20 protein-coding genes and 1 other RNA gene are annotated in these 19,094 nt (G+C 64.2%); 13 read left to right on the top strand and 8 right to left on the bottom strand.

The window, feature by feature from the left end; translation table 11 throughout:
* Positions 1-77: 77 nt before the first annotated feature.
* The gene (locus DNK34_RS08810; protein WP_131175428.1) at positions 78-722 is read right to left on the bottom strand and encodes a TetR family transcriptional regulator; all 645 of its coding nucleotides are present in this window, start codon (positions 720-722) and stop codon (positions 78-80) included.
* Positions 723-1,015: 293 nt separating this feature from the next.
* A complete protein-coding gene (locus tag DNK34_RS08805) occupies positions 1,016-1,456 on the bottom strand; it encodes a Z-ring associated ZapG family protein (RefSeq protein ID WP_131175429.1) in 441 nt (146 codons plus the stop codon).
* 131 nt (positions 1,457-1,587) lie between these two features.
* On the opposite strand from DNK34_RS08805, the gene DNK34_RS08800 reads away from it, so the two are divergent.
* From DNK34_RS08800 to zapE, 3 genes are all read left to right on the top strand, one after another.
* On the top strand, positions 1,588-2,217 hold the full coding sequence (locus DNK34_RS08800; RefSeq protein WP_131175430.1) for an alpha/beta hydrolase: 630 nt from the start codon (positions 1,588-1,590) through the stop codon (positions 2,215-2,217).
* 145 nt (positions 2,218-2,362) lie between these two features.
* Positions 2,363-3,712, top strand: a complete 1,350-nt coding sequence (locus DNK34_RS08795) for a tryptophan--tRNA ligase (RefSeq protein ID WP_131175431.1) — start codon at positions 2,363-2,365, stop codon at positions 3,710-3,712.
* Between the two features lie 437 nt (positions 3,713-4,149).
* On the top strand, positions 4,150-5,244 hold the full coding sequence (zapE, locus tag DNK34_RS08790; protein WP_131175432.1) for a cell division protein ZapE: 1,095 nt from the start codon (positions 4,150-4,152) through the stop codon (positions 5,242-5,244).
* A gap of 32 nt (positions 5,245-5,276) precedes the next feature.
* Here the strand turns inward: zapE and DNK34_RS08785 are convergent, their stop codons facing one another.
* Positions 5,277-6,296 carry a GlxA family transcriptional regulator gene (locus DNK34_RS08785; protein ID WP_131175433.1) on the bottom strand — a complete coding sequence of 340 codons (1,020 nt, stop codon included), beginning with the start codon at positions 6,294-6,296 and terminating at the stop codon, positions 5,277-5,279.
* A gap of 129 nt (positions 6,297-6,425) precedes the next feature.
* Between DNK34_RS08785 and nfi the strand changes: the two genes are divergently transcribed.
* Positions 6,426-7,139 carry a deoxyribonuclease V gene (gene nfi, locus DNK34_RS08780; protein WP_131175434.1) on the top strand — a complete coding sequence of 238 codons (714 nt, stop codon included), beginning with the start codon at positions 6,426-6,428 and terminating at the stop codon, positions 7,137-7,139.
* A 151-nt stretch (positions 7,140-7,290) separates the two neighbouring features.
* On the opposite strand, the gene DNK34_RS08775 is transcribed toward nfi, so the two are convergent.
* Entirely contained in the window at positions 7,291-8,328 is a 1,038-nt protein-coding gene (locus DNK34_RS08775) for an NADP(H)-dependent aldo-keto reductase (protein ID WP_131175435.1), read from the bottom strand.
* Between the two features lie 246 nt (positions 8,329-8,574).
* Here DNK34_RS08775 and rplM point away from each other — a divergent pair, with 246 nt between their 5' ends.
* The 7 genes from rplM (at position 8,575) to DNK34_RS08740 (ending at position 13,846) form a co-directional block, all read left to right on the top strand.
* The gene (gene rplM, locus DNK34_RS08770) at positions 8,575-9,003 is read left to right on the top strand and encodes a 50S ribosomal protein L13 (RefSeq protein ID WP_007928449.1); all 429 of its coding nucleotides are present in this window, start codon (positions 8,575-8,577) and stop codon (positions 9,001-9,003) included.
* A 14-nt stretch (positions 9,004-9,017) separates the two neighbouring features.
* Positions 9,018-9,410, top strand: coding sequence for a 30S ribosomal protein S9 (gene rpsI / locus DNK34_RS08765; protein ID WP_131175436.1), 393 nt, complete (start codon positions 9,018-9,020; stop codon positions 9,408-9,410).
* A gap of 616 nt (positions 9,411-10,026) precedes the next feature.
* On the top strand, positions 10,027-10,620 hold the full coding sequence (gene petA, locus DNK34_RS08760; RefSeq protein WP_131175437.1) for a ubiquinol-cytochrome c reductase iron-sulfur subunit: 594 nt from the start codon (positions 10,027-10,029) through the stop codon (positions 10,618-10,620).
* Positions 10,620-11,831 (top strand): cytochrome b, encoded by a 1,212-nt coding sequence (locus tag DNK34_RS08755; RefSeq protein ID WP_131175438.1) that lies wholly within the window; start codon positions 10,620-10,622, stop codon positions 11,829-11,831. The genes petA and DNK34_RS08755 overlap by 1 nt, the downstream gene beginning before the upstream one ends.
* The gene (locus DNK34_RS08750; RefSeq protein ID WP_131175439.1) at positions 11,831-12,613 is read left to right on the top strand and encodes a cytochrome c1; all 783 of its coding nucleotides are present in this window, start codon (positions 11,831-11,833) and stop codon (positions 12,611-12,613) included. The genes DNK34_RS08755 and DNK34_RS08750 overlap by 1 nt, the downstream gene beginning before the upstream one ends.
* Positions 12,614-12,754: 141 nt before the next feature.
* A complete protein-coding gene (locus DNK34_RS08745; RefSeq protein WP_131175440.1) occupies positions 12,755-13,372 on the top strand; it encodes a glutathione S-transferase N-terminal domain-containing protein in 618 nt (205 codons plus the stop codon).
* Between the two features lie 60 nt (positions 13,373-13,432).
* Entirely contained in the window at positions 13,433-13,846 is a 414-nt protein-coding gene (locus DNK34_RS08740; RefSeq protein WP_131175441.1) for a ClpXP protease specificity-enhancing factor, read from the top strand.
* Positions 13,847-14,064: 218 nt separating this feature from the next.
* On the opposite strand, the gene DNK34_RS08735 is transcribed toward DNK34_RS08740, so the two are convergent.
* The 4 genes from DNK34_RS08735 to DNK34_RS08720 all read right to left on the bottom strand — a co-directional run bounded on the left by DNK34_RS08735 (position 14,065) and on the right by DNK34_RS08720 (position 17,450).
* Positions 14,065-14,598: a BON domain-containing protein gene (locus DNK34_RS08735; protein ID WP_131175442.1), complete on the bottom strand. Its 534-nt coding sequence runs from the start codon at positions 14,596-14,598 to the stop codon at positions 14,065-14,067.
* Positions 14,595-15,188: a phosphoheptose isomerase gene (locus DNK34_RS08730; protein WP_131175443.1), complete on the bottom strand. Its 594-nt coding sequence runs from the start codon at positions 15,186-15,188 to the stop codon at positions 14,595-14,597. Before DNK34_RS08730 ends, DNK34_RS08735 begins: the two co-directional genes overlap by 4 nt.
* 121 nt (positions 15,189-15,309) lie before the next feature.
* The gene (locus DNK34_RS08725; protein WP_131175444.1) at positions 15,310-15,675 is read right to left on the bottom strand and encodes a YraN family protein; all 366 of its coding nucleotides are present in this window, start codon (positions 15,673-15,675) and stop codon (positions 15,310-15,312) included.
* A complete protein-coding gene (locus DNK34_RS08720) occupies positions 15,672-17,450 on the bottom strand; it encodes a penicillin-binding protein activator (RefSeq protein WP_131175445.1) in 1,779 nt (592 codons plus the stop codon). The genes DNK34_RS08725 and DNK34_RS08720 overlap by 4 nt, the downstream gene beginning before the upstream one ends.
* Before the next feature lie 187 nt (positions 17,451-17,637).
* Here DNK34_RS08720 and rsmI point away from each other — a divergent pair, with 187 nt between their 5' ends.
* Entirely contained in the window at positions 17,638-18,504 is an 867-nt protein-coding gene (gene rsmI, locus DNK34_RS08715; RefSeq protein WP_131175446.1) for a 16S rRNA (cytidine(1402)-2'-O)-methyltransferase, read from the top strand.
* 109 nt (positions 18,505-18,613) lie between these two features.
* Positions 18,614-18,972, top strand: an RNA gene (gene rnpB, locus DNK34_RS08710) — RNase P RNA component class A.
* Positions 18,973-19,094 lie beyond the last annotated feature (122 nt).

The raw sequence follows: 19,094 nt of genomic DNA, 5'->3' as shown, positions 1-19,094 counted from the left end.
CGGCCCGGCCGGCGAGGATGGCGATAGTTGGGCAATGAGTCAGGTTTTTTTGGTGCGCCGATTATTGTGTTGCCCCATTATTGTGCGTTGATCTTGCCCGCGCTCAGCCCATGCCAGCGCTTGGCGCCGATGAAGATGAAGCGCAGTTGCTCGATGATCTTCGCCTCGGCCCTCTGGTGATCGCCCTGTTCGTGTTGCGGCGGGTCGATCAGCTCCGGCAGGGTGGCGAACACGGTTTTCACCACCAGGTCGGCGAGCACGCCGCGGGCGGCATGGTCGAGGTGTTGCCACTTGGGCATCAACGCCAGGTCGGCGGCCAGATCGGCGGCGATGCCTTCGCGCAGGCTGGCCAGTGCCTGGCGTACCGGCAGCGAGCCGCCGAACTGCTCGCGGGCGAGAAACAGGAACTGCCCGCGGTTGGCCGTTACCGCCTCGAGAAAGATATGCACCGAGGCGTCGATGATGCCGCCCAGTTCGAATTCGTTGCGGCGTACCTGGCGCAGGGTATCGCGAAAGGTTTCCCCCACTTCGGCGACCAATGCCAGGCCCAGTGCGTCCATGTCGGCGAAGTGACGGTAGAAGCCGGTGGGCACGATGCCCGCACGGCGCGCGACTTCACGCAGGCTGAGGCTGCCGAAACCGCGCCCGCTGTCCATCAGGCCGCGCGCGGCTTCCATCAGCGCGTGGCGGGTCTGGCGTTTCTGGGCGTGACGCGGTGACATCGGATCGCTTCCCTTCAGTACGAACACCGGGCTGGCATGCAAAACCCGCCAGGAGGCGTAATGCCGGTCAATCAAGCCTCTGGCGGCTCGACCAGGCTTTGTAGGAGCCGCGACCCCGCGGCGATTGGTCGGTTTGTGGAATGACCACAATCGCATCGCGCCGAGGTCGACGCTCCTGCACAGCCGGCGGTTTGCCGCTTTTATACGCCCCAACTCCCCTGGATGGGAGATGAGGCAAAAAACCTGAGCTGATCGGCATTGGCCAGGCGGCGGGCTCGAGGGGCGGGTGGCGATCAGTACCTGTTCTTCAGGCCGTAGCCTTCGTCGAGCATGCCCGGTACATCGGCACCTTTCGGCGCGTAGTCCTTGGGCGTCTCGGCGGTGCGCGGCGGCGTCAGGCGTTCGCGTTTCTCGCCGCTTTCCTCGGCATGCAGGGCCGCGAGCAGGCGTTGCCGGGTGACTTCGTCGAGCGCCAGGCGATCGGCGCCCTGGGACAGGTGCTCCTGCACGTCGTGATAGCTCTGGGTGAGCTTCTTCAACAGGTTGGCGGTGGTGTTGAAATGGGTCACCACTTCGCTCTGGTACGCTTCGAAGCGTTCCTGCATGTCGTCCAGTTGACGCTGCGTGCGGCTGGGAGCGGCATTGGGCGCCAGGCGGGCGATCAGAAAACCGATGGCGATGCCAGCGACCAGGGTAAGCGCCGGTAGCAACCAGGCGGTGAGCGTCTGTTCCACGAGTCCTTCCTCTCTAAACGGCTTTGCTTTACGTTAACGGCTGGAACCTGCGCTGTATACCGCTATGTTCGGCTGTGCCGCAGGCTGAATGCTAGACGAGTCGACCCTGTTCGAGGTCACGGAGTTCACTGTTGCTCATCCGCGAAACCCCCGTAATGATCGATGGCCCCTGCGGCCAGTTGGAAGCCCTGTTTCTCGAGGTACCCGATGCCCGTGGCGCCGCCCTGATCTGCCACCCCAACCCGGTGCAGGGCGGCACCATGCTCAACAAGGTGGTCTCGACCCTGCAGCGTACGGCCCGCGATGTCGGCCTCAGCACCCTGCGCTTCAACTACCGTGGCGTCGGCGCCAGTGCCGGCAGCCATGACCTGGACAGTGGCGAAATCGACGATGCCCAGGCCGCGGCCCAGTGGTTGCGGGCGCGCTGTCCCGAGCTGCCGCTGACGCTGCTGGGCTTCTCCTTCGGTGGCTTCGTCGCCGCCAGCCTCGGCGCGCGCCTGGAGCAGCAGGGTGTGGAGCCTGCGCGACTGTTCATGGTGGCCCCGGCCGTGAGCCGTCTGAACGCGGACAACCCGCCAGCGCAGCGCTGTCCGCTGGTGGTGATTCAGCCGGATGCCGACGAGGTGATCGACCCGCAGGCGGTCTACCGTTGGTCCGCCGGCCTGGGACGTGCCCATGAGCTGCTGAAAGTGGCAGAATGCGGGCACTTTTTTCACGGCAAACTGACCGATCTGAAAGATCTGCTGCTGCCTCGTCTCTGATCTGCTGCGCGTCGATCTGGCGTCGTTAAAAACAGGCTCGGATGCTCATTTACTTCAGTAAACTCCGCTTCCTCGCCTGTTTTTGCCTAGCCAGCTTCTAGCTCGCGAGATCATCAAGCTGGTTCAAGTAAAAGCGAATCTGACCATGACCACTCGTATCCTCACCGGCATCACCACCACCGGCACCCCGCACCTGGGCAACTACGCCGGGGCGATCCGCCCGGCCATCGTCGCCAGCCGCAGCGCCGACATGGACTCCTTCTATTTCCTGGCCGACTACCACGCGCTGATCAAGTGCGACGACCCGCTGCGCATCCAGCGTTCGCGCCTGGAGATCGCCGCCACCTGGCTGGCCTGTGGTCTGGACGTGAACAAGGCGACCTTCTATCGCCAGTCCGACATCCCGGAAATCCCCGAGCTGTGCTGGCTGCTGACCTGCGTGGCCGGCAAGGGGCTGCTCAACCGCGCCCATGCCTACAAGGCCGCGGTGGACAAGAACGTCGAGGCCGGGGAAGACCCCGACGCCGGCGTGACCATGGGCCTGTTCAGCTACCCGGTGCTGATGGCGGCGGACATCCTGATGTTCAACGCCCAGCGCGTGCCGGTCGGCCGCGACCAGATCCAGCACGTGGAGATGGCCCGCGACATCGCCCAGCGCTTCAACCACCTGTTCGGCCAGGGCCGGGAGCTGTTCGCGCTGCCCGAGGCGGTGATCGAGGAAGACGTCGCCACCCTGCCGGGGCTGGACGGGCGCAAGATGTCCAAGAGCTACGACAACACCATTCCCCTGTTCGCCAGCGCCAAGCAGCTCAAGGACGCCATCGCCCGCATCGTCACCGACTCGAAACTGCCGGGCGAGCCGAAGGACCCGGACAGCTCGCACCTGTTCACCCTGTATCAGGCGTTCGCCGCGCCGACCCAGCAGGCGGATTTTCGCGCCGCGCTGCAGGACGGCCTGTCCTGGGGCGAAGCCAAGCAGGCGCTGTTCACCTTGCTCGACGGCGAGCTGGGCGAGGCGCGCGAGCGCTATCACGCGCTGATCGAGCGTCCGGCCGAGCTGGAAGACATCCTCCTCGCCGGTGCCGCCAAGGCGCGCAGGATCGCCACGCCGTTCCTCGGCGAACTGCGCGAAGCGGTCGGTCTGCGGTCGTTCCGCAGCCAGGCCAGCGCTGCCGAGACGGTGAAGAAGAAGGCCGTCAAGCGCGCCCGCTTCGTCAGCTTCCGCGACGAGGACGGCAGTTTCCGTTTCCGCCTGCTGGATGCCGAGGGCGAGCAGTTGCTGCTGTCGCCATCCTTCGCCGACGGCAAGGCGGCAGGGCAGGTGAGCAAGCGCCTGCAAGCCGGCGAGGCGCTGGACATCCGCGTGCAGGGCAACGCTTTCGGCCTGTGGCTGGATGGGCAACGGGTGGGCGAAAGCCCGGCCTTCGCCGATGTGGCGAGCACCGAGGCCGCCATCGCCCGGCTGCGCGAGGCGCTGGCCCCGGAAGAAACCTGACACCTAAATCAGGCCGTTGAAACCTAGGCGAGGCCGGCAGTTCTTGCAGGGTGGATCGAGGCGCGTAGCCGACGCCTCACCTACGTGGCCCGATCCGTCCGCCATTTGGCGACTGCAATAGTGGATCGGTGAAGCGTGATCCACCCTACAGGATTCAGCAACAAGCGCGCAGAATGGCCACATTTGTGTGGGAGCCGCGACCTCGCGGCGAATCGTGGCCATACCGCGATCTTTGCAGCATGGCCGCTATCGCATCGCGCCGGGGGGCACCGCTCCTACTTGTGAACCCTGACTGCGAACGGGCTCTTGCAGGCCAAGGATCAAGACGGTATCCATGGCCGGCTGCAAAGTCCTCTGCGCCCATAGGGCCAATTTGCCATTCCGCGGGGGCGTCGTTAAAGTGGCGCCCCCGTTTTTACTTGCCCGGTTCACGAACTATGACTCCGCTCGAGCGCTACCAGGCCGACCTCAAACGTCCGGATTTCTTCCATGATGCCGCGCAGGAACAGGCCGTGCGCCACCTGCAGCGTCTGTATGACGAGCTGGTCGCCGACGAGCGCAACAAGCCCGGCGTGTTCGGCAAGCTGTTCGGCAAGAAGACCATCACCCCGGTCAAGGGCCTGTATTTCTGGGGCGGCGTCGGCCGTGGCAAGACCTACCTGGTCGATACCTTCTTCGATGCGCTGCCGTTCAAGGAAAAGGAACGCACCCACTTCCACCGCTTCATGAAGCGTGTGCACGAAGAGATGCGCACCCTCAAGGGCGAGAAGAACCCGCTGACCATCATCGGCAAGCGTTTCGCCGAGCAGGCCCGGGTGATCTGTTTCGATGAGTTCTTCGTCTCCGACATCACCGACGCGATGATCCTGGCGACCCTGCTCGACGAGCTGTTCAAGAACGGCGTGAGCCTGGTGGCGACCTCCAACATCGTGCCTGACGGTCTGTACAAGGACGGTCTGCAGCGCGCGCGCTTCCTGCCGGCGATCGAGCTGCTCAAGGTGCACACCGAAATCGTCAACGTCGACAGCGGCATCGATTATCGTCTGCGCGCCCTGGAGCAGGCCGAGCTGTTCCACTGGCCGCTGGGCGCGGCCGCCGAGGAAAGCCTGGAGAAGAGTTTCAGGAGCCTGCTGCACGAGAACGTCAGCGTGCAGGAGAACGAGCCGCTGACGATCGAGAACCGCTCCATCACCGCGCGCAAGCTGGGCGACGACGTCGGCTGGTTCGAGTTCCGCGAACTGTGCGACGGCCCGCGCAGCCAGAACGACTACATCGAGCTGGGCAAGATCTTCCATGCCGTGATGCTGTCCAATGTCGAGCAGATGGGCGTGGCCAAGGACGACATGGCGCGGCGTTTCATCAACCTGGTGGACGAGTTCTACGACCGCAACGTCAAGCTGATCATTTCCGCCGAGGTGGAGCTCAAGGATCTGTACACCGGCGGCCGCCTGACCTTCGAATTCCAGCGTACCCTGAGCCGCCTGCTGGAAATGCAGTCCCACGAATTCCTCTCGCGCCCGCATAAACCCTAGAGCAGCCTCAAGCCGCAAGTGAACGTCCGGCGTCAGTCGGGCTGTGCCTTTGCTTGCAGCTTGTGGCTTGCCGCTTGCCGCTGCCTGTATTGGTTGGGCGACAGGCCCGTGTGCAGGCGGAACAGGCGGGCGAAGAAGCTGGCGTCGTCGTAGCCGACCTCGTAGCTCACGGTCTTGATGCTCTTGCGCGAGGTCGACAGCAGCCCCCTGGCCGTTTCGATCCGTAACCGCTGCAGGTAGTGCAACGGTTTGTCGCCGGTGGCGTTGTGGAAGCGGCGCATGAAATTGCGAATGCTCATGCCGTGTTCGCGGGCCACGTCCTCGAAGCGGAAGCGCTCGGCGAAATGCTCCTCCAGCCAGTGCTGGATCTGCAGGATGTTGAGGTCGTGGTGCTGCTTCTGGCCGCCGAAACCGATACGCCCCGGGGTGTAGTTGCGCCGCACCTCGTAGAGGATGTCGCGGGCCACGCCCTGGGCCACGCTGGTGCCGCAGAAACGCTCGATCAGGTAGATGTACAGGTCGCAGGCCGAGGTGGGGCCGGCGCAGCAGTACAGGTTGTCGGCGTCGGAGAGGTGCTTGTCCTGATTGAGCAGCACCTGGGGAAAGCGTTCGGCGAACTCGCCGAAGAAGCGCCAGCAGGTGGCGGCTTCCTTGCCGTCGAGCAGGCCGGTGGCGGCCATCCAGAACACCCCGGTGGCCTCGCCGCAGAGGCTGGCGCCCGCCGCGTGACGTTCCCGCAGCCAGGGGAGTACCTGGGGATGGCGCTCGCGCTGCGCATCGAAGTCATCCCAGAAGGCGGGCAGGATGATCACGTCGGCGTCATCGAGGGCGCCGTCCACCGGGATGAGCACATCGCTGAAGCTGCGCACCGGCAAGCCGTCCGGGCTGACCAGGCGTATCTCGAAGGTCGGCACCAGACCCAGGCCCTGGCGCTTGCCATGGCGCAGACTGGCCATATGAAAGAAATCTCTGGCTTGCATGAGGGTCGAAGCGAATACGCCGGGCGTGGCGAGAATGCTCACGCGAGTGAGCGGGGATGGCAGGCTGGGCATGGCTGTTGTTCTTATTCGAGTGATGGGGTCAGGCTGATGGTAAAGCCGTCAGGCCGTGGCTGAATCGTCTTCTTTTATGCCGGCTGCGTCCAGCCTGGTCTTGTCATCTTTGTCTTGGGAGCTTTCGCCATGATCGCCTTTTCCGAACTTGCCGCCTCGCCATTCGCCGACTGGGATGGCACCCCGGCCGCGGCGAGAATCCTGCAGAAACAGCTCGCTGAACAGGTCCGCCTGGAAGATGACTATCCGCCGCTGCGCCTGCTGGCGGGCGTCGACGTCGGCTTCGAGGAGGGCGGCGAGATCACCCGCGCCGCGGCGATACTGCTCGACGCCGAGACCCTGCAGCCGATTGCCGAATGCGTGGCGAGAATTCCCACCAGCATGCCGTACGTGCCGGGCCTGTTGTCGTTTCGCGAGCTGCCGGCGCTGATCGACGCGCTGGCGGGTTTGCCGCAGGAGCCGGACCTGATCGTGGTCGACGGCCACGGCATCGCCCACCCGCGGGGGCTGGGGATCGCGGCGCACCTCGGTGTGGTCAGCGGCCGACCGACCATCGGCGTGGCGAAGAAGATCCTCACCGGCCATCACGGCGAGCTGGGGGAAGAGCGGGGTGACAGGGTCGAGTTGCTCGATCGTCAGGGGCGACAGATCGGCTGGGTGCTGCGCAGCAAGCGCAAGGTGCGGCCACTGATCGTCTCGCCGGGCCATAGGGTGAGCATGGCTCGTGCGGTAGAACTGGTGCTGGGTTGGGACGGTGGTTATCGACTGCCTGAGCCGACCCGCCTGGCCGATCGCCTGGCATCGCGGCGCGATGCCAGGGACAGGCAAGCGCCCCTGCTGTAAGTCGTCGAGGCCCAGGGCTTCAGCGATGTCGGGATTATCATCGTCTGCACGATCGATCCTGGGTATCGCTGCGCTCAACCTCAGGCTACGAGAGCGAGGCGATGTTGCCGAAGGTACATCGCCACTTGCCGCTTGAAGCTTGTGGCTGCTTTCAGGGCGCCGGGTTCGGCTGGGTCTTGTGAATGGCTTCGATACCCTCCAGCACCGCGTCACTGAGCTGCAGCTCGCTGCTCGCCAGGTTGGCCTCCAGCTGTTTCGGCGAGGTGGCGCCGATGATGTTGCTGGTGACGAAGGGGCGGCTGGTGACGAAGGCCAGGGCCATCTGTGCCGGATCCAGGCCGTGTTCGCGCGCCAGCGCCACGTAGCGCGAGCAGGCGGCCTCGGCCTGCGGGTTGGTGTAGCGGGTGAAGCGGCTGAACAGGCTGATCCGCGCATTGTGCGGGCGGGCACCGCCTTCGTATTTGCCGGAGAGCATGCCGAAGGCCAGCGGCGAATAGGCCAGCAGGCCGCACTGTTCACGGATCGCCACTTCCGCCAGGCCCACTTCGAAGCTGCGGTTGAGCAGGTTGTAGGGGTTCTGGATCGAGGCGACGCGGGCCTGGCCGCGGCTTTCGGCCAGGTGCAGGAATTTCATGGTGCCCCAGGGCGTTTCGTTGGACAGGCCGATGTGGCGTATCTTGCCGGCCCTGACCTGCTCGTCCAGAACGTCGAGGGTTTCCTCCAGCGGCGTGCTGTCGCTTTCCTGGTGCTGATAGCCGAGTTGGCCGAAGAAGTTGGTCGGGCGTTCCGGCCAGTGCAACTGGTACAGGTCGATCCAGTCGGTCTGCAGGCGCTTGAGGCTGGCGTCCAGGGCCGCGACGATGTGCTTGCGGTCGTGCTTGAGCTGGGCGTCGCGGATGTGGGTGATGCCGTTGCCCGGGCCGGCGACCTTGCTGGCCAGGATCCAGTCGGCGCGGTCGCCACGCTGCCTGAAGTACTCGCCGATGATCTGCTCGGTCTTGCTGTAGGTCTCCGCCCGGGGCGGCACCGGGTACATTTCGGCGGTGTCGATGAAATTGATGCCGTACGCCTTGGCGCGGTCGAGCTGGGCGAAGGCTTCATAGGCGTCGTTCTGCTCGCCCCAGGTCATGGTGCCCAGGCACAGGGCACTGACGTCGAGATCGGTTCGGCCGAGCTTGCGGTATTCCATGAATTGCTCCTTTGGCAAAAGAGTCATACAAGCAGGTTGAAATTTTTTTCGCAATCGGCATAATTCCGCACCTCTTTCTGCAGTGGAAGTGATGCGCCGCCTGCCGAAGAATCTTGCCGTACGCGGACGCGCTGACCCGAGCCCCCGATAGCGTCTGTAGCCGGCTGCCTTTGACTTGTCAAAGTACGCACTATTCAGTAAGATCCGCCGTCTATTTTCGCTGGACGGCCCCTGAGGCTATAAAGAATGAAAACTTTTACTGCTAAACCGGAAACAGTAAAACGCGACTGGTTCGTCGTTGACGCTGCTGGTCAGACCCTGGGTCGTCTGGCCACAGAAATCGCGAGCCGTCTGCGTGGCAAGCACAAGCCTGAGTACACCCCTCACGTTGACACCGGCGACTACATCGTCGTCATCAACGCCGAGCAGGTCCGTGTGACGGGTGCCAAGACCACTGACAAGATGTACTACTCCCACTCCGGTTTCCCGGGCGGCATCAAGTCGATCAACTTCGAGAAGCTGATCGCCAAGGCCCCTGAGCGCGTGATCGAGACCGCGGTCAAAGGCATGCTGCCGAAGAACCCGCTGGGTCGCGACATGTACCGTAAGCTGAAAGTCTATGCGGGCGCTGCTCACCCTCATACTGCTCAGCAGCCCCAAGAACTGAAGATTTAACGGAATAGTTCATTATGTCGGCGACTCAAAATTACGGCACTGGCCGTCGCAAGACCGCAACCGCACGCGTTTTCCTGCGTCCGGGCACTGGCAAGATCTCCATCAACAACCGCACCCTGGATACCTTCTTCGGTCGTGAAACGGCCCGCATGGTCGTTCGCCAGCCGCTGGAGCTGACCGAGACCGTCGAGAAGTTCGACATCTACGTTACCGTCATCGGTGGCGGTGTCAGCGGCCAGGCCGGCGCGATCCGTCACGGTATCACCCGTGCGCTGATGGATTACGACGAATCCCTGCGTCCGGCCCTGCGCAAGGCAGGCTACGTGACCCGCGATGCGCGTGAAGTCGAGCGTAAGAAAGTCGGTCTGCGTAAAGCACGTAAGCGTCCGCAGTACTCCAAGCGTTAATTCGCTGCTGCGTTCGAAAGGACGCCCAGTTTCCTCGCGGAACTGGGCGTTTTTTTATGGCCTGCCATCCCTGGCAGCCCCGCCGTCGCAGGCGACGTTAAAAATGGCTCCCGGCCATTTCCGGCGGCCATCCTCTCCGGGTCGTCGCCAGGCGACATGAACATGCCCCGGCGATTTCATGTGCCCACCTTTGCGTCCCGCATGCCGCCGCTCATCGCCTTTTCCGCGCCTTCCTTGATGCGCGTCATGAGTCCGTGCGCGCGCCTGTGCGAACCTCGCGCCGGGCTGTACCGAGGGCTGTTGTGAAGGAGGGCTTGTCCATCCGTGCGCTGACGGCCTGCGCGCATTCCCTTGCTCGCCAAGGGGACTTTTTCCGTGCCTTTGCAGCCGATCGTCGGGAATGGGGCTACAGTCTTTGATGGATGCGCGATCACTTGCGGCAACATGCCGCAGCGTTGCAGCCCGCGCCCTGCAAGGCTTTCAGCCTCCTGGGCAATGGTAAGTCCCTTGTAATTGAAGGGTCTTTTTAATTACCATCTGGCCACTTTTCGCGCGACCAACACTTACTTATTAGAGGCCTGAACAACAGGCCGGAAAGCCGATGGGAGACGACTGAATGAGCAATGACGGCGTGAATGCGGGCCGGCGTCGCTTCCTGGTGGCAGCCACTTCGGTGGTGGGCGCTGCCGGAGCGGCGGGAGCTGCGATCCCGTTCGTGGGGTCATGGTTCCCGAGTGCCAAGGCCAAGGCGGCCGGTGCACCCGTGAAGGTGAATGTCAGCAAGATCGAGCCGGGGCAGCAGATGGTGGCCGAGTGGCGGGGGCAGCCGGTGTTCATCATGCGCCGTACCGAGGAAATCCTCGGCAACCTGACCAAGCTCGAAGGGCAGTTGGCGGATGTCGAGTCCAAGGACTCCGTGCAGCCTGCTTACGTCGATCCGAAAACCCGCTCGATCAAGCCGGAAATCCTGCTGCTGGTCGGGCTCTGTACGCACCTGGGGTGTGCACCGTCGTTCCGCCCCGAAGTGGCCCCGGCCGACCTGGGTCAGGCCTGGGTCGGGGGCTATTTCTGCCCTTGCCACGGCTCGCGCTACGACCTTGCCGGGCGGGTCTACAAGTCTCAGCCGGCGCCCTTGAACCTGCCGGTGCCGCCGCACAGCTACGAGTCGGACGACGTGATCATCATCGGCGTGGATCAGGAGCAAGCATGATGAGCAAATTCATGGAATGGGTGGATGCACGCTTTCCCGCCACCAAGATGTGGGAAGACCACCTGAGCAAGTATTACGCGCCGAAGAACTTCAACTTCCTGTATTTCTTCGGCTCCCTGGCGCTGCTGGTGCTGGTCAACCAACTGGTCACCGGCGTCTGGCTGACCATGAGCTTCACGCCGTCCGCCGAGGAGGCCTTCGCCTCGGTGGAGTACATCATGCGTGACGTCGAGTACGGCTGGATCCTGCGCTACATGCACTCCACCGGCGCCTCGGCGTTCTTCATCGTGGTCTATCTGCACATGTTCCGTGGCCTGCTCTACGGCTCGTACCAGAAGCCCCGCGAGCTGGTGTGGATCTTCGGCATGCTGATCTACCTGATGCTGATGGCCGAAGCCTTCATGGGCTACCTGCTGCCCTGGGGGCAGATGTCCTACTGGGGCGCCCAGGTGATCATCTCGCTGTTCGGCGCCATTCCCGTCGTGGGCGATGCGCTGACCGAGTGGATCCGTGGCGACTACCTGATTTCCGGGATCACCCTCAACCGCTTCTTCGCCCTGCACGTGGTGGCGCTGCCGATCGTGATCCTGGGGCTGGTGGTGCTGCACATCCTGGCCCTGCACGAGGTCGGTTCGAACAACCCGGATGGCGTCGACATCAAGAAGCACAAGGACGAGAACGGCATCCCGCTGGACGGCATTCCCTTCCATCCGTACTACACGGTGAAGGATATCGTCGGGGTGGTGGTGTTCCTCTTCGTGTTCTGCTTCGTGGTGTTCTTCTTCCCGGAAATGGGCGGCTATTTCCTGGAGAAGCCCAACTTCGAACAGGCCAACGCCTTCAAGACGCCGGAGCACATCGCCCCGGTCTGGTACTTCACCCCGTTCTACGCCATCTTGCGCGCCATCCCTGACAAGCTGATGGGCGTGGTCGCCATGGGCGCGGCGATCGCGGTGCTGTTCGTCCTGCCATGGCTGGATCGCAGTCCGGTCAAGTCCATGCGCTACAAGGGCTGGCTGAGCAAGATCTGGTTGCTGGTGTTCTGCGTGTCCTTCGTCATTCTCGGCGTGCTGGGTGTGTTGTCGCCGACTCCGGGTCGTACGTTGCTGTCGCAGGTATGCACGTTCCTGTACTTCGCGTACTTCATCCTGATGCCCTTCTACACCAGGATGGAAAAAACCAAACCGGTTCCTGACAGGGTGACAGGCTGATGAGAAAGCTATTTGCTGCGTTTGTAGTGGCCGCACTGCCGGTCTTGTCCTGGGCGGCCGGTGGCCATGGCGTGGAGCTGGACAAGGTCGAGATCGACCTGGCCGACAAGGCCGCCCTGCAGGATGGCGCGCGTACCTTCGCCAACTATTGCATGGGCTGCCACAGCGCCAAGTTCCAGCGCTACGAACGGGTCGCCAGCGACCTGGGCATTCCCGAGGAGGTGATGCTGGAGAACCTGGTGTTCACCGATGCCAAGATCGGCGATCACATGACGATCGGCATGACGACCGAAGACGCCAAGCGCTGGTTCGGCGCCGCGCCCCCCGACCTGACCCTGGTCGCCCGGGTACGCGGCAACGACTGGTTGTACACCTACCTGCGCACCTTCTACGACGATCCCGCGCGGCCGCTGGGCGCCAACAACGTGGTCTTCCCCAATGTCGGCATGCCCAACGTGCTGGTTGGCCTGCAGGGGCGTCAGTACATGGGCTGCAAGCAGGTTCAGGTGGTCGAGAACGGCAAGCGGCAGTTCGATCCGCTGACCGGCACGCCGCTTACCCATGAGGCCTGCGATCAACTGGTGATCGAGCCGAACAGCGGCACGCTGAGCGAGGCGCAGTTCGACGAGAAGATCCAGAACCTGGTGACCTTCCTGGCGTACTCGGCCAATCCGGTGAAACTCCAGAGCCAGCGCATCGGCACCTATGTGTTGCTGTACCTGGCCTTCTTCTTCGTCTTCGCCTACCTGCTCAAACGCGAGTACTGGAAAGACGTGCACTGACTCCTTCCGTTATCATTGCCGGCCTGCGCGCTCCCCTGGGGGCGCGCAGGTTTTTTTATATCCCGGATTCAGCCTGTGCCGAGGTTTCGCTGCATGCAGCGAGGCGTTGGCCGGGCCTAATTACAAGCGAGGAGGATCACCATGGGCGTGACCAACCGGTTGGCCTGTTATTCCGACCCCGCCGACCACTATTCCCACCGCGTACGCATCGTGCTCGCCGAGAAGGGTGTCGGTGCCGAGATCATCAGCGTCGAACAGGGCCGCTTTCCGCCCCGGCTGCTGGAGGTCAATCCCTACGCCAGCCTGCCGACGCTGGTCGATCGCGATCTGGCGCTGTACGAGTCGACCGTGGTGATGGAGTACCTGGAGGAGCGTTACCCGCACCCGCCGCTGATGCCGGTGTATCCGGTGGCGCGCGGCAATACCCGGCTGCTGGTGCATCGCATCCAGCGCGACTGGTGCTCGCTGGTCGACCTGATTCTCGATTCGCGCAGCAAGGAGCCGGCACGGGTGCAGGCGCGCAAGGAGCTGCGCGAGAGCCTGACCGGCGTATCGCCGCTGTTCGCCGACAAGCCATTTTTTCTCAGTGAGGAGCTGAGCTTGGTAGACTGCTGCCTGTTGCCGATTCTCTGGCGCCTGCCGGTGCTGGGGATCGAACTGCCGAAGCCAGCCAAGCCGCTGCTCGATTACATGGATCGGCTGTTCGCTCGTGAGGGTTTCAAGGCCAGTTTGTCCGCGCTCGAGCGCGACATGCGCTGAGCCTGTGAAGCCGTTTTCCCTGCACGCTGCCGGCCGGCGTGCCAATGCCGAGGAGGTTCGATGAACTCCAGTCGTCCCTATTTGATTCGTGCCCTGTACGAATGGATCGTCGATAACGATTGCACGCCGCATCTGCTGGTCAATGCCGACTATGCTGGTGTCCAGGTGCCGTCGGGGTTTGCCAGCGACGGGCAGATCGTACTCAACGTATCGCCCAGCGCGGTGCGCCATCTGCACATGGACAACGACGCGGTGAGCTTCGAAGGCCGTTTCGGCGGCGTGGCCCATAGCCTGTACGTGCCGTCGGCTGCGGTGCTGGCGATCTATGCCCGGGAAAATGGCCAGGGCATGGTGTTCGACCTGGAGCCTCCGGTGGCCGAGGGCGAAGCCGCGGCCGAGGTGGATGAGCAGGGGCCACCCGATGACGAGCCGCCGCGGCCGAGCGGCCGGCCGAGCCTCAAGGTGGTCAAGTAGATGGCTGTGGCCGCATAGGGAACAGGGCGCCGATGGCGTAATGCCGGTCAGTTGGGCATTTGGCCCGTAAAACGGCGGCTTGCCCGGCTCTGTAGGAACCGCGATCACGGGCCGCACCACGGGGGGCCGCCATCGCCTCGCGCCGAGGTCGGCGCTCCTACACAGGCGGCGGTTTGCCGCTCTTTTGTGGGCGCCCTCGTTCCGACCGCGCGGGTCGTTCAGTCGGTGTACTGGAACAGCTTGATGATCTTCTGCACGCCGGAAACGTTCTGTACCAGGTTGCTGGCGCGGTTGGCTTCCTGGCGGCTGACCACGCCGAGCATGTAGACGATGCCGTTCTCGGTGATCACCTTGATGCGGCTGCCCGGGACGCTGCTGTCGGTGAGCATCTGAGCCTTGATCTTGGTGGTCAGCAGCGAGTCGTTGCTGCGCGCCAGCAGCGAGGTCGGTTGCAGAACCTGCAGTTCGTTGTGCACCTTGCGCACGCCCTGCACCTTGCGGGTCGCCTGTTCGGCGATGTTCTTCAGTTCCTCGCGCGGGGTCTGCCCGGCGAGCAGGATCACGCCGTTGTAGCTGGTGACCACGATGTGCGAGGTGGGGCTGGCCAGATCCGCATGAGCCCGGGAGATGGCGTTGGCGACATCGGGCGCGACGAACTGGTCGTCGATCTTGTTGCCGATGCTGCGGCTGCCGCAGCCGCCGAGAATCAGGCTCAGTGCCAGAGCGGCGAAGATCAGTGGTGAACGGGTCATTCTTCACTCCCAAACAGTTGACTGTCGATAAGGTCGCACAAGCAGTGGATGGCCAGCAAATGGACTTCCTGTATACGCGCCGTGACTTTGCTGGGCACGCGAATCTCCACGTCCTCCGGCAGCAGCAGCGAGGCCATGCCGCCGCCATCGCGCCCGCTCAGGGCGACTACGGTCATCTCGCGGTCGTGGGCCGCCTGAATCGCCTGGATCACGTTCGCCGAGTTGCCGCTGGTGGAGATGGCCAGCAGCACGTCGCCGGGTTGTCCGAGGGCGCGGATCTGCTTGGAGAAGATCTCGTTGTAGCTGTAGTCGTTGGCGATCGAGGTGATCGTCGAGCTGTCCGTGGTCAGGGCGATGGCCGGCAGGCTGGGGCGCTCGCGTTCGAAACGGTTGAGCAGTTCCGAGGAGAAATGCTGGGCGTCGCCAGCGGAGCCGCCGTTGCCGCAGGAAAGGATCTTGCCTTCGCTGAGCAGGGCCTGAACCATGACCTGGCTGGCGTGCTCGATGAAGGGCGCCAGCACCTCCATGGCGTGTTGCTTGGTCTCGATGCTGGCTTGAAACAGCTGGCGAATACGGGCTTGCATATCCATGTGGACTTTTAACCTTGACTGTATCGGCTCGTCGAGCCGGTTCGGTGCCTGCAGCGCACGGGGCATGCGGCGCCGTTTGCAATGCTGGCGAATGTCTGTCGTGCGAACCTGGATTCGACTGTCAGCTATCGAATGCGTTCTTGATCCACTCCAGCGGCGATGATTGGCCGGAGCCGATGGCGATCACGTCGAAGCGGCACGGCTGTCTGGCCCAGCGCGGCTGCTGCTGGAGAAACTGCATGGCCGTGGCGATCAGCTTGTCGCGCTTGCGCCCGTCCACGCTCTCGATAGCGCCGCCCCAGGCACTGTGCTTGCGGTAGCGGACTTCGACGAATACTACTGTATCGCCATCGAGCATGACCAGATCGAGCTCGCCGCGGCGGCCGCGCCAGTTCTGTGCGAGCAGGCGCAGGCCGTGTCGCTCGAGGTACTGGCGGGCGCAGGCTTCGGCCTCGCGCCCGCTGGCGTGGCGGGGGTCGTCGCTCAATGGCTGCTGTCGGGCAGGCGCTGAACCTGGCCGCCACGGAACTCGGCCCAGGGCAGCTGGCGTTCGATGCGCTGCGCCGGGTTCAGGCCAAGGCTGCCGGAGAGGCCGGCGACGCGATTATCCGGCAGCACCTTGAGCTGGCCCAGGCGCGGTGCCAGGCGAAAGGCGTCGACGCCCATGGCGTACAGCCGGCCCAGGCTGCCACCGGCTTGCGGCCACTGGCTGTTGACCTGCTGGCGCAGCGGGTCGTTGACGTCCAGCAGCCAGGGGGTCTCGCAGAAGCGAATGCCTTCGAGGTCGCGGTACTGCGCGGCGTTCATGCTGCCGCTGAACAGGTGCGAGGTGGCGTATACCGGCACCTCGCCAGCGTACTGGTAGGCCAGGGTCGGCTTGATCTGCTGGGCCTGCTGCGGGGTGGCGGCGAGGAAGATGAAGTCCACGTCCTGGCGGCGCGACGGCTCGCCGGCGGCGCCTCCCGCGGTGCCGCGCAGCTGGAACAGGTCGGCGATCTGCCGGGCCATGTCCACCGGCTGGTCGATGTGTTCGGCGCCGAGCAGGGTGCCGCCAGCGGCCTGCCAGCTCTGGCGGAAGGCATTCAGCACACGGTCGCCCCAGTCGCCCCTGGGCACCAGGGCCACGGCGTTGCGCATGCCGTCCGCCCAGGCGCGGCGCGCCACTTCGCGGGCTTCGTCCTCGGCGGCCAGGCCGAACTGGAACAGCTGGGGCGGGCCTTCCTGGCTGGATTCGCTGTAGTTGAGGGCCAGGGTGGTGATGGGCAGTTCGGCACGGTTGCCCAGTTGGGTGACCAGGTTCTTTTCCAGAGGGCCGACGATCAGTTGCACGCCATCGGCCTGGGCCTGGCGGTAGAAATCATCCAGGGAGGTCAGGCGGGCGCTGTCGTACAGCTGGATCTGCGGCGGGTTCTCGCCGGCCTGCTGCGCCTGGTAATGGGCGGCGAGAAAGCCGTCGCGCAGGGCGCGGGAGACGGAGGCCAGCTGGCCTTCCTGGGGCAGCAGCAGGGCGATCTTCTGCAGCGGCTGGCTGGACAGCGCCAGCAGGTCGGCCAGTGCCTGCGGCAGTTGCAGGGCGGCCGGGTGGCTCGGGTGCTGGGCCAGCCAGTTGTCGATGGCATTCTGCTGTTGCTCCAGGGTGCCGACGGTCTTGGCGGCCTGGGCCAGGCTCAACCAGCCGGAGAGGTCGGCGTCGCCGCCGGGTTGCAGGGCCTCGGCGGGCAGGCTGGATACCAGTTGCCAGATGCGATCGTGATTCTGCCGGGCTTGCTCGCCACTCAGCAGGGGGGCGATGAACACCCGCTCGCGGGCGGCGGCGAGGGTCTGGCCGTCGTCCTCCAGGGCGGTGGCACGGGCCAGTTGGGTGCGTACCTGTTGCTCCACCGGTAGCTCGCCGAGGCGTTCCAGGCTCGGGTGGGTCAGGGCCTGCAGCGCGGCCTTGGGGTCATTGCCGGCAAGCGCCAGTTCGGCGGCGAGGGTGCTGGCGTAGATCTGCTGGGCGGGTTTCAGGGTTTCCAGGTTGACCTGGGCAAGGATGCTCGAGGCGCGGCCCACGTCGTTCTGCTGGTAGGCCAGGTCGGCAGCGGACAGGCGCAGCAGCTGCGCGTCTTCGCTCTGGCTGTCGCCAGCTTGCTGCAGCATCTGTTCGAGGCTGGCCTGAGGGGTGCGCGGCAGTTCGCCCAGACTGGAGGAGGGCGAACTGCTACAGGCGGCGAGCAGGCCGACGAGGCAGAGTGCGGAGAGCGGACGCAGGCAAGCGATCATGTAAACGATCCCGGTTCTTGAGCGAATGAGCGACGAATTGTACCCAAGGGACGGCGCGGGTGCGATGTCGAAGGTGTTAACCGCTGCCCAGTTGGCGCCTGTGCCTGCCCGTTGCGCCTGCCGCGCAAGACCCTGAGGCGTCAGCCACGTTACAATGGCCGCTTTGTGAATCTTGCGAGGCGTTGCCGTGACTGCTAGCGGAGTACCCAGTGGCACCCCCGGTATCCTGTATGTGGTGGCCACGCCGATCGGCAATCTTGAGGACCTCAGCGCGCGTGCCCTCAAGGTGCTGAGCGGTGTGGCCCTGATCGCGGCCGAGGATACCCGCCATTCGGCGCGGCTCATGCAGCATTTCGGCATCGGCACGCCGCTGGCGGCCTGCCATGAGCACAATGAGCGCGACGAGGGCGGGCGCTTTCTCGGGCGGCTGCTGGCCGGCGAGGACGTGGCGCTGATTTCCGATGCCGGTACGCCGCTGATTTCCGACCCGGGCTATCACCTGGTGCGGCAGGCGCGGGCCGCCGGTGTGCAGGTGGTGCCGGTGCCGGGCGCCTGTGCGCTGATCGCGGCGCTGTCGGCCGCCGGCTTGCCCTCCGATCGTTTCGTCTTCGAAGGTTTTCTGCCGGCCAAGACGGTTGCCCGGCAGGCTCGCCTGGAGCGGGTGCGCGAGGAACCGCGCACGCTGATTTTCTACGAGGCCCCGCACCGCATTCTCGAATGCCTGCAGGACATGCGGCAAGTGTTCGGTGGTGAGCGTCAGGCCGTGCTGGCCCGCGAACTGACCAAGACCTTCGAGACGCTCAAGGGCTTGCCGCTGGCCGAGCTGTGCGCCTGGGTCGAAGCCGACGCCAATCAGCAGCGCGGCGAATGCGTGGTGCTGGTGGCCGGCTGGCAGGCGCCGGAAGGCGAGGAGGCGATGAGCACCGAGGCGCTGCGCGTGCTCGACCTGCTGCTGGCGGAAATGCCGCTCAAGCGCGCGGCGGCGCTGGCCGCGGAGATCACCGGGGTGCGCAAGAACCGGCTCTATCAGGTGGCGCTGGAGCGCCAGCTCTAAGCCGCAAGCCACAAGCTTCAAGTAAAAGCGAGGCGGTTCGGTCGTTTGCGCTTTAGCTTGCGGCTTGAAGCTTGCCGCTTGAGGCTGCACCCGTTACCCTTGGCGGCGGAGAGTCGATCGGACAGTCGCTGCCGTGGGTCGTCATGCGATTCGCGGGGGAGGAAAGTCCGGGCTCCATAGGGCGGAGTGCCAGGTAATGCCTGGGGGGCGTGAGCCTACGGAAAGTGCCACAGAAAATAACCGCCTAAGCGCTTCGGCGCCGGTAAGGGTGAAAAGGTGCGGTAAGAGCGCACCGCGCGGCTGGTAACAGTCCGTGGCTAGGCAAACCCCACTCGGAGCAAGACCAAATAGGGTTCCATTGGCGTGGCCCGCGCTGGAACCGGGTAGGTTGCTAAAGACGTACAGTGATGTCCGTCGTAGAGGAATGACTGTCCTCGACAGAACCCGGCTTACAGATCGACTCTCCACCTCCCCTCGCTTTTCCGTTCATCGTCTCATTTCCCGATACCGAAAAAATCCTGCTCTTAACAAACTACTTTAAGTTTGTGTGGCAGGTTCTTGTATGTGCTTGTTTTTACCCCGCCTCTTGC

This window comes from Phytopseudomonas dryadis (assembly GCF_004327355.1).
Classification (GTDB): domain Bacteria; phylum Pseudomonadota; class Gammaproteobacteria; order Pseudomonadales; family Pseudomonadaceae; genus Aquipseudomonas; species Aquipseudomonas dryadis.
Note: the sequence above shows the minus strand (reverse complement) of the source record. Positions and strands in the feature narration are given on the sequence as shown.